This is a genomic window from Rhizobium sp. CG4, from assembly GCF_023701965.1.
Lineage (GTDB): Bacteria > Pseudomonadota > Alphaproteobacteria > Rhizobiales > Rhizobiaceae > Agrobacterium.
The window spans coordinates 145,416-160,012 of record NZ_JABAEG010000007.1 but is presented as its reverse complement, the minus strand read 5'-3'; the positions used below and the strand labels follow the sequence as shown (position 1 = coordinate 160,012).

General features: G+C 54.8%; 11 protein-coding genes. 5 read left to right on the top strand and 6 right to left on the bottom strand.

From position 1 onward, the window contains the following. Nucleotides 1-153: 153 nt before the first annotated feature. Complete coding sequence (locus HGO37_RS19225; protein ID WP_250984729.1) at nt 154-429, top strand: DUF2934 domain-containing protein; 276 nt, start codon at nt 154-156, stop codon at nt 427-429. A gap of 517 nt (nt 430-946) precedes the next feature. Here the strand turns inward: HGO37_RS19225 and HGO37_RS19220 are convergent. Beyond that, the gene (locus tag HGO37_RS19220) at nt 947-1,207 is read right to left on the bottom strand and encodes a DUF982 domain-containing protein (RefSeq protein WP_250984728.1); all 261 of its coding nucleotides are present in this window, start codon (nt 1,205-1,207) and stop codon (nt 947-949) included. A gap of 209 nt (nt 1,208-1,416) precedes the next feature. Here HGO37_RS19220 and HGO37_RS19215 point away from each other — a divergent pair, with 209 nt between their 5' ends. Beyond that, a complete protein-coding gene (locus tag HGO37_RS19215; RefSeq protein WP_250984727.1) occupies nt 1,417-1,734 on the top strand; it encodes a hypothetical protein in 318 nt (105 codons plus the stop codon). Between the two features lie 475 nt (nt 1,735-2,209). On the opposite strand, the gene treY is transcribed toward HGO37_RS19215, so the two are convergent. Further along, a complete protein-coding gene (gene treY, locus HGO37_RS19210; protein WP_250984726.1) occupies nt 2,210-4,765 on the bottom strand; it encodes a malto-oligosyltrehalose synthase in 2,556 nt (851 codons plus the stop codon). After that, on the bottom strand, nt 4,762-6,537 hold the full coding sequence (treZ, locus tag HGO37_RS19205) for a malto-oligosyltrehalose trehalohydrolase (RefSeq protein WP_250984725.1): 1,776 nt from the start codon (nt 6,535-6,537) through the stop codon (nt 4,762-4,764). Before treZ ends, treY begins: the two co-directional genes overlap by 4 nt. Nucleotides 6,538-7,153: 616 nt before the next feature. Between treZ and HGO37_RS19200 the strand changes: the two genes are divergently transcribed. Both HGO37_RS19200 and HGO37_RS19195 read left to right on the top strand, forming a co-directional pair. Continuing rightward, the gene (locus HGO37_RS19200) at nt 7,154-7,396 is read left to right on the top strand and encodes a DUF6894 family protein (protein WP_405049481.1); all 243 of its coding nucleotides are present in this window, start codon (nt 7,154-7,156) and stop codon (nt 7,394-7,396) included. Nucleotides 7,397-7,567: 171 nt separating this feature from the next. Next, nucleotides 7,568-7,861, top strand: a complete 294-nt coding sequence (locus HGO37_RS19195) for a hypothetical protein (protein ID WP_250984724.1) — start codon at nt 7,568-7,570, stop codon at nt 7,859-7,861. Between the two features lie 57 nt (nt 7,862-7,918). Here the strand turns inward: HGO37_RS19195 and HGO37_RS19190 are convergent, their stop codons facing one another. Next, the gene (locus HGO37_RS19190) at nt 7,919-8,179 is read right to left on the bottom strand and encodes a DUF982 domain-containing protein (protein ID WP_250984723.1); all 261 of its coding nucleotides are present in this window, start codon (nt 8,177-8,179) and stop codon (nt 7,919-7,921) included. A gap of 377 nt (nt 8,180-8,556) precedes the next feature. On the opposite strand from HGO37_RS19190, the gene htpG reads away from it, so the two are divergent. Further along, nucleotides 8,557-10,449 carry a molecular chaperone HtpG gene (gene htpG, locus HGO37_RS19185; protein ID WP_250984722.1) on the top strand — a complete coding sequence of 631 codons (1,893 nt, stop codon included), beginning with the start codon at nt 8,557-8,559 and terminating at the stop codon, nt 10,447-10,449. 444 nt (nt 10,450-10,893) lie between these two features. On the opposite strand, the gene HGO37_RS19180 is transcribed toward htpG, so the two are convergent. Both HGO37_RS19180 and HGO37_RS19175 read right to left on the bottom strand, forming a co-directional pair. Continuing rightward, nucleotides 10,894-12,963 (bottom strand): ATP-binding protein, encoded by a 2,070-nt coding sequence (locus HGO37_RS19180; RefSeq protein WP_250984721.1) that lies wholly within the window; start codon nt 12,961-12,963, stop codon nt 10,894-10,896. After that, nucleotides 12,941-14,449 carry an ATPase domain-containing protein gene (locus HGO37_RS19175; protein ID WP_250984879.1) on the bottom strand — a complete coding sequence of 503 codons (1,509 nt, stop codon included), beginning with the start codon at nt 14,447-14,449 and terminating at the stop codon, nt 12,941-12,943. The genes HGO37_RS19180 and HGO37_RS19175 overlap by 23 nt, the downstream gene beginning before the upstream one ends. Nucleotides 14,450-14,597: the final 148 nt, after the last annotated feature.

The window sequence follows — 14,597 nt, the reverse complement described above, 5'->3', positions numbered from 1 at the left end:
TCAGTTCACAAATCACGCAATCGCTAACGAATATCGAAAATAATGCGTCGGGAGCGGGAACATTTTCCGGGACGGGTGGTTAGGTACGCTGTTCTAAAACAGCAGTCCAAATCGCATCACCGGTTTTCTCTTTATCCGAATAGGTTGAACACAATGACTGACGCCAAAAATGACTGGATTAGCGCCCGAGCCTATGCTCTTTGGGAACTAGATGGGCAAGCACACGGCAAGGATGTCCAGCACTGGCAACAGGCCGCGGCGGAATACGAGCGCCGTGCCAGAACCCGCGCATCGGTTGATGGTGCTGACGTGAAACTGATGCGCGCGAAGTCGAAAAACGTGTCCAAAGGGGTAACGGGTGGCCGAAAGCTAAAAGCCTCGCTGGTCAGCAAGGAGGCAGTCCAGCCGGTCGTGCGGGCTGAAATTTAAAGCCGTGTTAACAGACGGGTGCCCGGTTGGTAAGCAGCCGGGCGTGCCCCATTTTCAAAACTTGTTTCATTGTGCGCATGAAAAGTCCAAGCGTTTCGTCGGCTGATGGCCAAGATGCGGATTTCAACGACCGGAATGCAGTCCATTGAGACAAGATGAACGACACTGGCCGGGATCCGTTTGGGCCGCGATCGTTGACCATGGAGATTGGTGACACGTGTTTGCACGGCTTGCGCGTCTTGTCCGTCCGGAAATTTTCGTTTCGCCTTACACAATGGCAGTTGCGTCGTGTATCCATGTCGGCGACCGATAATGGAAAGGCGATCTCTAACTGCATTTCCTCAAGACATATATGATCCCATGTCTTACAAGCTGTCGGCGCTGGTCGCGGGTCGACGTGATTAGTTCGATGATGGAGTGCTCCGCTTCCCCTGACAGTCAACAGGCCAGGCGAAATCTCAAAATAAGTTACAACCATTGCCCAGCCGCGGTTCGGCGTGAGCTATATCCGTGGCTGTCACAGCACCAGTACGTTTGCTTTGAGCGCGGCGGTTACAAATGCTTCGCGCGCATCATCGCAACGTGCCTGTCTTTTCAACATCCTCATGCAACTCAGCCACGCTGACTCAAACTCGGTTCCCTGTTTAGCAGGCCAACTGTGGGCCAGACACTGCAGCGCATCTTCCGGTCCTCTCACTTGCGCGCTGGAACCCGTTGCTGTTTTAATACGAACTGGAACCGGCCAGACCGGTTTAAAAGTGGTGTCGATAACCATCATCACGTCATTCCTCCAAAAAAGTCCTAACTGCGACAAGCTCAGAGTGTTCCGCAGAGACAATCAACTGCATCACTTTTTGTAGTGTCCAGAGGCACTGTTTAACGGTTCATCCCCTCCGTCATCCTAAACGGACCCTTGCAAAGGGGCCGTTCGATGGAACCGTTTCCAGTATTCAAGGTTGGGGATGCTTAAAAGGGAGGAGCGTGGTCATGAGCAATGTCGGCTATAGTATCAGACCGCACGAAAACGGATGGGCTGTCATGCAGGGCGGCTTGATCAAAGGTGTCTATCCAAGCGAGCTCCTGGCAGAAAAGTCCATAGAGGAAGGATCCGACCAGGACACGCCAAGAAAGACAGATGAACACCATACAAAGCAGACGTCTCGAGGTTCCGCGCATTCGCAGAAGAGCGACCAACCGGTCGTGTCTGTGCCAGACAATGTATCGTTGCCGTTAAAGGATGACGTGCAGGAGGTCAGAGTTCCGGCCGACATTTCAGGGCGCGACCTGTCCACCGGAAAGCTCTAGCAATCGCGGTCCTAGCCGATACCAAAGTGTGAACAGGATGAGAGCCCGGGCTCTGTTTCTGCAAGACGGTGCATCTCCCGGGGTAAGCGGGGTCAATACTGGCTGCGACGATGGCGAGAGATCACGACCGGGGGCTAAGCGGAACCTTCAATGAAAGCTGACCGATACCGGGTGATCCTGCTACTTCCACATCAGTCTTGCTGGTGGCTTCTGTTGAGCTCGCAAGGCTCTCTCGAGCTCAGGCGTTGTCTGCTTTTGTTTTTTTGAAAAAGTCCGCCTGATCATTCGCGGCCTCCTGCGATCCGTAAAACAGTTCAACAAAGCCGCTGAGTGCGAGGAAATTGCTGATCAGACCGCCTGAACTCGATAGGCGGTCCATAAGGCGGTATTTGGCGCGGGCGGCGTCTGGGGTGGTGGCCGTCAGTCCGAATGGACAAACGACTCAAGCAGGCTTCACCCGCGTTCGCCACTCTCTTTAGGCCTGCTGAGGCAATTCGCTTCCCGCCCAAAGAGCAATCAAAGGCATGCCATCGATACACACGATGTCGAGACGTTCATCGACTTCGACCGGGTTGCCGCTCCAGATATTTCGATAATGCCTGTTTGACAGTTCTTCCGGCAATCTGACGGTGCAGGTGCCTTTTTTACAGGATGAGTTCGCGAACGGTCCGCGGCCGACTTTTTCAAGCACCAGCCGGGGCGCTATGATAATGATCACGTTGGTGTTGTCCGCGCGAGCAAAGGCGACATAGTCGTCCCGATTCTCACCGGTTATCTGCAGCGGGATATATTGCCCAGCTTTGAAGAGTCCGGGCGCGTGCTGTCTTATTGCGAGTAAGGTGCGGGTCACAAACTGCTTGACCAGGCCGCTTTTCCAGTTCTGGTCGTCACTGACATCAATGCGCTGACCGGACAATAGCGCGTGCTGGAGCGCTTCAAAGTCGGGCTGACGGCGGTTATCCGGATCAACCAGGCTGAAGTCGAGACTTTCGCATCCCTGATAGATGTCGGGAATTCCAGGCGCGGTCAGCTTGATCGCGACCTGCGTCAATGAATTGACGAGACCCGCCCGGACAAAGGGTGTAACTGTTGCCACGAAATCCCTCAAAAACGACTGGTTGTCGACGGACAGCAGATTTTTCGCATAGGACAAGACAGCGTCCTCGTAGGGCTTGTTCACCTGGCCCCAATTCGTCCGTAACTTTGCTTCTCTCAGGGCCTTTTCCACATAACCGGAAAACCGCTCGTTAAGTCCCTGAAGCCCAACTTTGTCCTCTGGCTGCAAATCCGCTGGCCACACACCGGCGAGTGCCTGATACAACATCCATTCTACGGCCGGTTCAGGGGCAGGCCCGTCTGGCAGGAACCGGACATGCTCCTGATTGGTCACCTGCCATCTCTGAACGGCGCTTTTCCAGGTCTCGGGTGCCTCAAGAAGGGAATATAGCCTGGCTCGGGCATCCTCGCCGCGTTTCGTGTCATGGGTTGATGTACCAGAAAGTCCATCCGGTTGTCGCACAAGGCGCTTTTGCATGTCGGCATGAAAGCGGTGTAGCGAAAAGGTTCTGGCTAGAGGCTCGCCACCCACCTCATTGAGGGCAAGAATGGCGTTGCGCCGGTAAAACAATGTGTCTTCAACCGCCTTGGCCATCAGGGGGCCGGTCAGCTGCTGGAGGCGTCTGCGGAATTCAGACGCGTCCGGGTCCGGGGGCGTGCCAAGCTTTGTCAAAAGGATCTGCTCGATGAATGTCAAAGCATCCGATGTCGGCGCGTTTGGCATGGATCTGGCACGGGCCAGTACGAGGTCGAGTATTTCGAGGTCCTGAGACGCAAAGCCCTGATCAGTGCCGTATGTCCGGTACACCGGAAAGTGGAGAAGAACGGCCCTTATCGCATCCTTAATCGTTTCCGACGAAAACCCGCGAGACTGACGGATACTGATGTTTTGCGCGAGATCGCAAAGAGTGCCTGTCTCGCCCTCGAAGTTGACGTCAATCATTTGTAATCGAGCCAGTTCGAGCTCATTGGTCGCATCCGATACATGGTCTGCAACCTCATCACAGGATGAGTACATCAAGTCAGCTTTATCAGAAGGCACAAAGACATTGGAAATGGTTTCGATGAACTCGTAGCCGGTCGTGCCGGACACGGGCCACGTCTGCGGGATCTGCTCACCCGTTGCGAGAATTTTCTCAATAATGATGTAGCAGTCCGGCCCAGTTTTTTCCCCAAGTCGTCCAAGATAGCCCGACGGATCCGATAGCCCGTCGACATGGTCTACGCGCAAGCCATCTACGGCGCCATTTTCCACGAGCTCCAGGATCAACCGATGGGTTGTCTCAAAGACAGCTTCGTCCTCAACCCGCATTCCGATCAAGCCGGTTACCTCAAAAAATCGCCGATATGACAGGATGCTCGACGCATCGCGCCATGACGTCAATCGATACGGCTGTTGCTCATGCAGTTGACGCAGCCGGTTCTTGTCGGGAGAGATACAGATGTCGTCGCCTGCATAGGACGAAGGATTGAGAGGGTAAAACGTACCGAGATATTCTATCGAGGGCTGTGCCGTCTCAGGATGCAGTTTGACAGTAAGGTCACCACTTTCGAGGACTTTTTCAAACGTATCGGACAGAAACGGAAGCGTGATCGGCCGGGACCAGTCAACATCGAAAAATCGCGCATATTTGCTCTCCCGACCAAATTTGACCACGTCACGCCACCACTCGTTTTCCATGGACGCAGCCATGTGATTGGGAACGATATCGAGGATCAACCCGATATCGTGCTTTTTGAGCACGTCGACCATACCGTCAAAACCCTTGCGTCCCCCCAGAGTCGGATCAATTTCGTTCGGATCGATGATGTCGTAGCCGTGGGTGGAGCCCGGTACAGCCGTGAAGACGGGAGAAGCGTATAGATGGCTGATACCCAGCTGCTTTAAATACGGAACAAGGGCGCTTGCTCGCGCGAACGTCATGCCATTGCGAAACTGCAGGCGATAGGTTGCTGTTGGAACCATTGCTGTCATGGATGCTCTATCCTCCATAGAATACCCCATGGCGGCAGCTGCTCATTTGCAACGCCACCAAGGGAGAAAATCGTCTCTGCCTTATCGCTCCTTGGGACGAACGCGCCGGGAGCTGGTGAAAGGTTTGCCATCAAACGGAGCTTCGCTTCACGCGCCAGCTTCCATTCAACGACCACTGTTGTGCCCTCCTGGTGCGTTGTTCCAACTCCCTCGATGCCCTGATCGAGAAGAGGAATGATCCACTGTCGCCGGGTCATCAACAAGGACTGATAAAATGCCAGCCACTGGACAGCAGGGTCACCTCGAAGACCTGCCCAATCCAGTTTTCCCGAGAGAAACGTCGACAACGCTGTCGGATCTGGGATGTCCTCGCCCTCGAAGCCGGGAAGAGGTGAAAGCTCCTTGCGTCGGCCCTCGCGTACGATATCGTTCAGGTCTTCGTCGAGATCGCAAAAGAACGGAAACGGGGTGGACGCTCCCCATTCTTCCCCCATGAATAACATCGGTATCTGTGGTAGAAGAAGGTATATCGCCGTGATGGCTTTGAGGGCCTGCGGATCGGTATAGGTGATCATCCGATCGCCAAAGGCGCGGTTTCCGATCTGATCATGGTTTTGGATGAACGAGACAAATGCGCTCGGCGGCAGGTCGGCAGTTGGCTTGCCGCGCGCCTCGCCCCGATAGGGCATGATCTCTCCCTGGAACACAAACCCTTCCGCGAGCGCTCTTCCAAGACCATTTTGACCAGCAGGGTAGTCCCCGTAATATCCGAAGGTTTCATGAGTGGCCGCGACGTGAAGGACATGGTGGAGGTCGTCGTTCCACTGAGCGGTGTAGTGGAGAACATGGCCGTCATGGTCGCGCTCCAGCAACGCGCTGTCGTTGTTTTCGTTTTCAACGATGAGATGCACATGCCGGTCGGTCACTGCTTCTCGAACACGTCTTGCGATTTCCACCAGAAGGTGCTCTTGAGAGTCGTCGATTATCGCGTGCACCGCGTCCAGTCTCAGGCCGTCGACATTGTACTCTCTGATCCAGTACAACGCGTTTTCAACGATGAACTTCCTGACCATGCCACTGTCGGCGCCGTCGTAATTGAGGCCGTTTCCCCACGTCGTTTTGTGACGCTGCGAGAACAACGGTGCATAAAGTGGAATGTAATTGCCGTCAGACCCGAAGTGATTGTAAACGACATCGAGGAAAACACAGATGCCGCGCTCATGGGCGGCATCAACCAGCGCCATGAGATCCTGCGGCCGTCCGTAACTGCTGTCGGGGGCATAGGGTAAAACGCCGTCGTATCCCCAGTTGTAACCGCCAGGAAAATCAGCGATGGGCATGATCTGGAGAGCGGTCACGCCAAGATGCTTGAGGTGATCAAGCCGTTCGATCACCGCATTGAACGTTCCTTCTTTTGTATAGGTCCCAACGTGAAGCTCATAGAGAACCATCTCTTCCCACCGACGACCGGTCCACTTCTGTCGCTTCCATGCATAGGCGCTAAGATCAACGACTTCGCTTGGTCCATGAACGTCGTTCGGCTGGTGGCGTGACGCGGGGTCGGGTACAGCGATCCCGTCGGGCAAAATAAACTGGTAGAGGGTGCCGGGCCCCGCACCTTCGACGACAGCTGTAAACCAGCCGTCATCAGCGCGGCGCATATCGTACAAGTGGCGATTGTCGAGCTTTAAACCTATTCTGTCATGAAATGGAGCCCATAGCTGAAATGTAGTACTGTCTTTGCCAATGATGGGACCGAAGCAGGGGGACATGTTGCCTTACTGAGAGGGAATGAATTTACCACTCGCTTAACCCGCATCTGCTCGAACGGTTTCAAACACAATAAAAAAGTACGTCACCGTACGATAGCGGCCCGGGCCGGAACTTCGGCGTGAACGGGTTACCGCTTCAGGGAGGTGAAAGCCCGTATCAACTTTTTGCCCGCTGTCCGGAACGTGTGGGCAGTTCTCTCTATGCCTTGATAGTCGTGAACCCGATTTCTGGCTAAGGCCTGGGTGGCAGGCCTGTCGGTGCGACCAAGCCTAACTCTGACGCTTTTACCTGCGAGCGGTCTCATCTTGCCGTCAGCGTTGCAAACGGATGGTAACTGGGACGATTTATCAGTACCGGATAATCGATCTGCGAATCTGCCTCCTGTCGGTCGGTGTTTCCGTTGTGGATTTAACATTAAACGTGCGAACGGCGTTGTCCGCTCAATTAGAGCAACGCCGAGTTTTGTGCCCGCATGGCCGCGACACTCACTGGGGAATGTTGGCCCATCGTCGGCTATGTGATTGCGCACCGACCGCGCAACGGGATCGCCATAAAGGCGACGTCACGGAACCAACTAGCGCCAAGCAGGTTTAGTAATCTGAATGATTAGCGAGCATGATAATGCCCAGGTATTTCTTCCATGTCAGAGATCGCGACGGGCTATCCCTCGATGAGGAAGGTGTGGAACTTGCCAGTGATGACCGGGCCCGAGCTGAGGCCATGCAGGCCGCCAGAGAAATGCTCGCCGAGAAAATCCTGAAAGGTGAGGTCGTCGATGGCGCGAGGTTCGAGGTGATACGAATAGATGGTGTGGTAATTGCGACAATACCCGTGCGCTCAGCCCTGCGTCTGGACTGAGGGAAGGCGCCAACTGCGACATGGATGACGGACGCCAGTTACCGCTGTTGCAATTAATTGGCTTTAGACCAGTCACACGGATCCCACGGTGCATGCATTCGCTCGCGGTTTTCCACATGATGGTCCCGAGCGTTAGTCAAACTGATTTTTTATTCAGACAGGAGAAATATCGTGACAGACGAAAACACCATTACCATCCGGGCACGGTTCAGGACACGTGAGGCGGCCGATCTGGCTGTCGAGCATCTGGTACAGCAGGTGGGCATTTCGCGCCCAGATATATTTATCCAGTCGGCCTCCGATCAAAATACAAATGGAACAAGTTCCTCACGTGGCGACGTCGATCGGCTCGACGCGCCGCACAAGGGCGAGATAGAGGTTTCGGCCGACATCGCGGCGAGCCAGATTCCGGCAGTACATCAGAGCTTCGGTAATGCTGGTGCAATACACGTCACTGGCAAGTGAAGACAGCGACGGGCTCGGCCGGTGCTAACAAGTCATGTGGCGCTGATGTATTCCTGCTCAGGCGACGTAAAGATGCGAACCTGGCAGAACGTCGGCTTCTTCGGCAGCCGTCAAAAAGAGCTCGCGAGCTTCTTCCGGTGTCGCTCTTCCATCAAGGGCGGCGCGGCATTTGCTGCGCGCCATGGCGTAGGCTGGACCACTGATAGTGGGCCATTCGTCCAAAAGTAGAATTAAAGCCGCAAACGGGCCGTGGACGGTCTGCCTTCCGCTATGGGGCATGTTGACTTGGACCGGGGTATTCCAGGAAAGGGCAGGCATATTATCCTCCATTGCTGCTGCCGCTACCAACACCGCCTCGCCAGGAAAGTTCCTCGTCCTTTGTTATTCCGGCGCAAGTGTACGCTGGCTTACATAGTGACGCCTCACACCCCAGATCCATCGCTGGACAGCACTTGTGCGGGTTAGCGTTGTGAGATGGTCCAACTGGAAACTGGCACGCTATAGACGGTAGTGTTGCGATCTGGTGGAACAAGGTCGTCTTGCACGATAAAGGAGGCGTCCAGCAGTAGGGTGTCGTGCGCTTCGGCCAAAGTTTCAGGTGAATTCATATCTTCGGTAAAGACAGATTTCATGGCTTGAAATTCAGAACATAAAAAACCATCTGATCGCCGTTTTCTGCAACATGGAGATTACCAATGACCACAGGACAGGACGCTCTGCCCGAAAAACATTCATTTGAAGCCGATGTCAGTCGCCTTCTGCATATGATGGTCCATTCTGTCTACTCGGACAGGGATGTCTTCCTGCGCGAACTGATTTCGAATGCCGCAGATGCCTGCGAAAAGCTTCGCTATGAATCAATATTGCAGCCGCAGCTCAATCCTGAGGGCACGCAGCCGGAAATCCTCGTTAAACTCGATGAAAAAGCTTCCACGGTCGTTGTCGAGGACAACGGCATTGGCATGAGCCACGACGAAATGATCGATGCCCTCGGTACGATTGCCCGCTCGGGGACCAAGGCCTTCATGGAAAGGCTCGAAGCCGCCAAAACCGGGGACAAGGCGCAACTGATCGGTCAGTTTGGGGTGGGTTTCTATTCCTCCTTCATGGTTGCCGAGAGTGTCGATGTCATTTCCCGTCGCGCAGGCGAGGCCGCCGCCTGGAAGTGGTCGTCCGACGGCAAGGGCAGTTACGACATGGTTGCCGTTGATCTTGATCAGGCGCCTGAAAGAGGCACTCGAGTCATCCTGCACCTACTGGAGGACGCGAAGAAGTATACCGGCAAGTGGCCCGTAGAGAAAATCATTCGTGACCAGTCCGGCCATGTACCCATTCCCGTCCGCCTGATTGAAAAGGATGGCGCTGAACCGACGCAAGTCTCTGATGGTGTGGCGCTCTGGACCCGTTCCAGGAGCGAAATTGCCAAACAGGATTACGACGATTTCTATCGTGGTATCTCCGGGGACTACGATGCACCGTTGACAACAGTCCATTTCCACGCCGAGGGTCGCCACGAATATACCACTCTGGCGTTCGTCCCGGGAGCCCAGCCGTTTGATCTGTTCGACCCGGAGCGTAAGGGGCGAATGAAACTCTACGTGAAGCGCGTCTTTATCACGGACGATGCTGAAGTGCTGCCAAGATACCTCAGGTTCGTGCGCGGTATTGTGGATACGTCTGACCTGCCTCTTAATATTTCGCGCGAGACAATCCAGGAAAGTCCGGTCCTGTCGGCAATCCGCAAAGGGGTTACCAACCGGGTCATTGCCGCCTTGGAGAAACTGGCTGAAAACGAGAGCGACACTTTCGCCAAATTCTGGGACCTCTTCGGACAGATTTTAAAGGAAGGGATTTACGAAGACTGGGAGCGTCGTGAGCAACTGCTCAAGCTGGCGCGGTTCCAAACAACAGCCGTCGACGCCGCCACACGCACCATCGGTGACTACGTAGCGGACATGAAGGAAGGGCAGTCATCGATCTATTACATCAACGGGTCCAGTATCGAACAACTGAGGTCATCGCCCCATCTGGAGGGCTTTCGTGCCAAAGGAATTGAAGTGCTGTTGCTGTCGGATCCGGTTGACAGTTTCTGGCCAGGCAACATATCCGAGTTTGAGGGCAAACCTCTCAAGTCTGTCACCCAGGGTCTGGCCGACCTAGACGAAGTTTCTGGCATGGATGGCACTGGCGCTCCAAAACACGAAGCGCCTGCGAATGTCGCTGCCTTTATCGATCTCGCCCGCAGCGTTCTTGTTGACGAGCTCGCCGACGTGCGGGTATCTGGCCGTTTGACCGAAAGTGCCGTGTGTCTCGTGGCATCTGAGCATGGCCCGGATAGACAGCTTGAAAAAATCCTTCAAGGGGCAGGGCGACTTCAAACCGCGTCAAAACCGATCCTTGAAATCAATGCGCAAAACGAAGTGGTTCAGCGTATTGCCAGTGTCGAAGAGAGAGTATTTCTCGAGGATGCCGCGTGGCTGCTGCTCGATCAGGCCCGCATTCTCGACGGGGACAAACCCTCCGACCCGCGCGCCTTTGCACAGCGTCAGGCCAGACTGTTTTCTTTGGCGACAGGGCTAAACCAGTAAGCCTTATCCAAACCCCGGCTGTCATGGCCGGGGTCTTGCCTGGCGCGCAACCCGCCCTGTGTGGGCGCAGAGGAGACAACGGAACAGCCGACCTTTGTAAAATCATCGACACGCGCATTGCCAAAGTGACGTGCGCAGCATTGTGAAACAAACTCAACGAAGGCGGGGTATGTCCCGTTCTTGAATTTCCAGGGAGTAATTCGCAGTCCAGGATACCAGGTCAAAATGCGGCGAGAGATAGAAGACCTGCCGCTGACTTTGACGGGTACCGCGCCGGGAGCTCAAAGCGTCATAGCGAACTCAAGCTCCGCTCGGTTTTGCACGCAGGGAACCAACTGCTAATTAGCGCCCCCCTGCACCTGTCATGTCTCCAACATCGACGCAGGCCAAACCGTTTTTTTATTTTTCGTCTTCAACTATGAGCGGATCCGGGCACGCATTTCCCTAAATCCTGTCGGCAAACAGCCGGTCGAGTTCCCGCGCCAATTGTTCTTGCGTATACGGCTTGCCAAGCCTTGCAACGTCAAGCTCCACGCCGGGCGGCAGTTCTGCATAACCGGAGGCGATTAGGATCGGAAGCTTCGGGACAACATGGCGGACTGCAACAGTCAAATCTGCCCCCGTCATACCAGGCATGGAATAGTCCGTGATGAGGAGGTCGAAACCGCTGCCATCCCCAAGTTGTTCCAATGCCTCTTTCCCTGAGTGCGCTTCCACGACGTCGTGACCGAGATCCATCAGCATATCAGCTGAGCTCATCGCTATGAGAACGTCATCGTCAACCAGCAATATCCGTTTCGGTCCTGATGCGCTGACAGTTGTGTCGATGGTTGCCTCAACCACTGCGGATTTATTGGTGATTTCGGATGTGGCAGCGGGAACCCACAATTCTGCTCTAGTGCCTTTGCCCAGCTCGCTTGTCAGCTTGAGATCACCTTTCAGCTGGGACGCCAGGCCATGGATCATCGAAAGGCCGAGGCCGGTGCCCTTTCCGAGCTCCTTGGTCGAGAAGAAAGGCTCAACAGCTTTTTGCAGTGTGTCACGATCCATACCGTAACCTTGGTCAACCACCGACAGGACGACGTAATCGCCTGCCGCAAGGTCACCGGACGGGGTGGCCTGATGAACACCGTTCAGGCTGATGCGGATCTCGCCTCCATCCGGCATGGCGTCGCGGGCGTTCACAACGAGATTGAGGAGCGCCAGTTCAACTTGGTTGGCATCTGCCGAGACCAGAGGAAGATGATCGGGCACATCAGTTTTGATCACTATTGTCGAGCCGACGGATCGTTCCAGCAGGTCTTCCATTCCGGTGACCAGCGCGAGCATGTCGACCGGGTCAATGCGCAGATCCTGCCGACGCGAGAAAGCGAGAAGCCGCTGGGTGAGCGAAGCGCCGCGTTTTGCACCCTGTTGAGCACCCTCAATAAGGCGGACCGCTTTTGCATCTTCGCCAACGTACTTTCGCAGGAGTTCAAGATTGCCAAGTACGGCCATCAGCAGGTTGTTGAAATCATGCGCCACGCCACCCGTCAGCTGGCCGATCGCTTCCATCTTTTGAGACTGGCGCAACTGTTGCTCGGCGCTCTCCCGTTGGTTCACCTCTGCCATCATTCTGGCGTGGGTCTCTTCCAGTTTACGGGTCCGTTCTGCAACGCGCTCTTCAAGAACCTCGTTCAGTTGTCGTTGGTGCTCTTCCGCTTTCAGTCGTGCGGTGATGTCGGCCGAGACGCCGACAAGCTTTATTGCCTTACCTTCGCGGTCTCTGTAGAGCTGGGCGCGGATCTCGGCCCAATGGACAGAGCCGTCACTCCAGATCGTGCGGTATTCTATGGCGTAGTCGGCGCCGGTTTCAATGGTCGTTCGAACGGCGAACTGCATCCGGTCGACATCCTCAGGATGGATACTGGCCAACAGATCCGTGTAGGAGAACTCCTCGGTGGCATTGCGACCGAATATCGATCGAAAGGTCGTCGAAGTGATCAGTTCGCCCGTTGCAAGATCGAATTCCCACGCGCCCAGTCTGCCGGCACTGAGGGCCGTTTGAAGACGTCTCTCGCCTTCATCAAGAGCCTCGATTCTAGCTCGGGCATCGAATTGGCGGCGACGGCCCCGCATGGCGGATCGCGCAACGCTTATGAAGGTGGTTGGATGAAATGGCCGTTCAATGAAGCTCACGTTGCCCAGGACTTCAGATAATCTTGCCGCCGCCGGATTGCGTTCAGGTCCACCACCACGGTTCGTGAGGATGACGAACGGAAGGTCAGACCAACTCGGCTGTGCCTCGATCCACGCGGAAAAACCTCTCAGATCGGCAGACCGAAAAGCCTCCTCTGTCACAACTGCGAAAGCGATGTCGTCACTCAACTTCGCCACAAACGACGCGATATCACTCACTGCGGTGGCGGCCACCCCAGCTTCTTTCAGGAGCGAAACTGCAATCTCCGCATCACGGCCGATAGGAGCGTAAACCAGGGCGCTTGTGTCGCTATTAGGAATTGTCGCTACCCTCACCGGTCATTGGAAGAAGAGGGTTTTGATCCCCCACAAAGTTAGGGACGCCACGCAGAATTCCCTGAAAGGCCGAAAGCGGCTCGCCGAGCGTTAGTCCTCCACCGGATATTTTAAATTCACGAATAGTATCTTCGTGTGGCCCGGTGCGTTTCTTGATCACCGATACTGCCCGCCGAACTTTTCCCAGTGCCTCGAAATACCTAAGAAGAATGACGCTGTCTGCAAGATAGGTAACGTCAACAGGTGATTTCATGTCGCCGACCAGACCATGCTGCGCGACCGTCAAAAAGGTATTTGCACCCTGCCTGTTGAGGTATTGCAAAAGTTCATGCATGTGCAGGATCAGAGCATTCTCTTCCGGCATCGCAGCTTGATAGCCATTAATGCTGTCGATTACGACCGTCTTGGCTTCATAGGTTGAAACCCGGTCACGAACACGCTGCGCAAATTCACCCGGTGACAGTTCGGCGGCATCCAGTTGCTCTATGTGGATATGGCCCTGTGCGTGCAGTGTTTCCAGGTCGATACCCATGGTCTTGGTACGGGCATAAAGCAGGCCAAGCTCCTCATCAAAGATAAAGATCGCGGCTTTTTCCCCTCGCTGGATTGCAGCGTTCACAAACTGCAGGGCGAACAAGCTTTTGCCGGTGCCTGCCGGCCCGATAAGCAGTGTGCTGGACCCGCGCTCGATGCCTCCGCCAAGGAGATCGTCGAACTCGGGAAGACCGCTGGATAAGGTGGTTCGCTCGAAACCGGTCTTGTGCTCAATTGCACGAAGCCGCGGAAACACCGAAACGCCGCCGGTCTTGATGACGAAATCATGATAGCCACCACGGAACGACTGTCCGCGATATTTTATCACCCTCAGGCGACGACGTTCGGAACCGTAATCCGGAGCCAGTTGTTCGAGATAGATCACGCCATGGACAACGCTGTGCACGGTCTTGTCGAAATTTTCCGACGTCATGTCGTCGAGCAACAGGACGGTGGCATCCGAACGTGAAAAGAAGTGTTTCAAAGCAAGTATCTGTCGGCGGTAGCGCAGCGAACTTTGTGCCAGCAAGCGGATTTCGGAAAGACTGTCTATTACGACGCGCTGAGGCTTGATGCGATCAAACGCCTCGAAAATCATTCTTGTGGTTTCACCGAGCTCGAGATCCGAGGAATAGAGCAGACTTTGCTGTTGGTCGGCGTCGAGAAGGCTTTCTGGCGGTACGAGTTCAAAGATTTCGATCTCGCTACCGATTTCCATACCATGTGATTTTGCGCAATCACGCAGCTCTTCGTTCGTCTCCGATAGGCTTATGTACAGACAGCGCTCGCCGAGTTTTGCGCCTTCGATGAGGAACTGCAGGGCGATTGTCGTTTTGCCCGTCCCCGGAGATCCCTCTAAGAGGAACACGTGCCTGCGAGTTAAGCCACCGGAAAGAACATCATCCAATCCCTGCACGCCTGTTCTAGCGCTCTGACTTAAAATCTCGTCCATGTTTCCTCCGCACTTCCTAAAATACTTAGATACAGGTCTCAAGAGAATCAAGGCTGGAGTAGTAAGCTGGTTTGAGGACTTGGAGATAATGGACCTTAAGCTAAGACAAAAACCGTGCTGTTTTATCGCTATGAAGTCTGGTGGATAG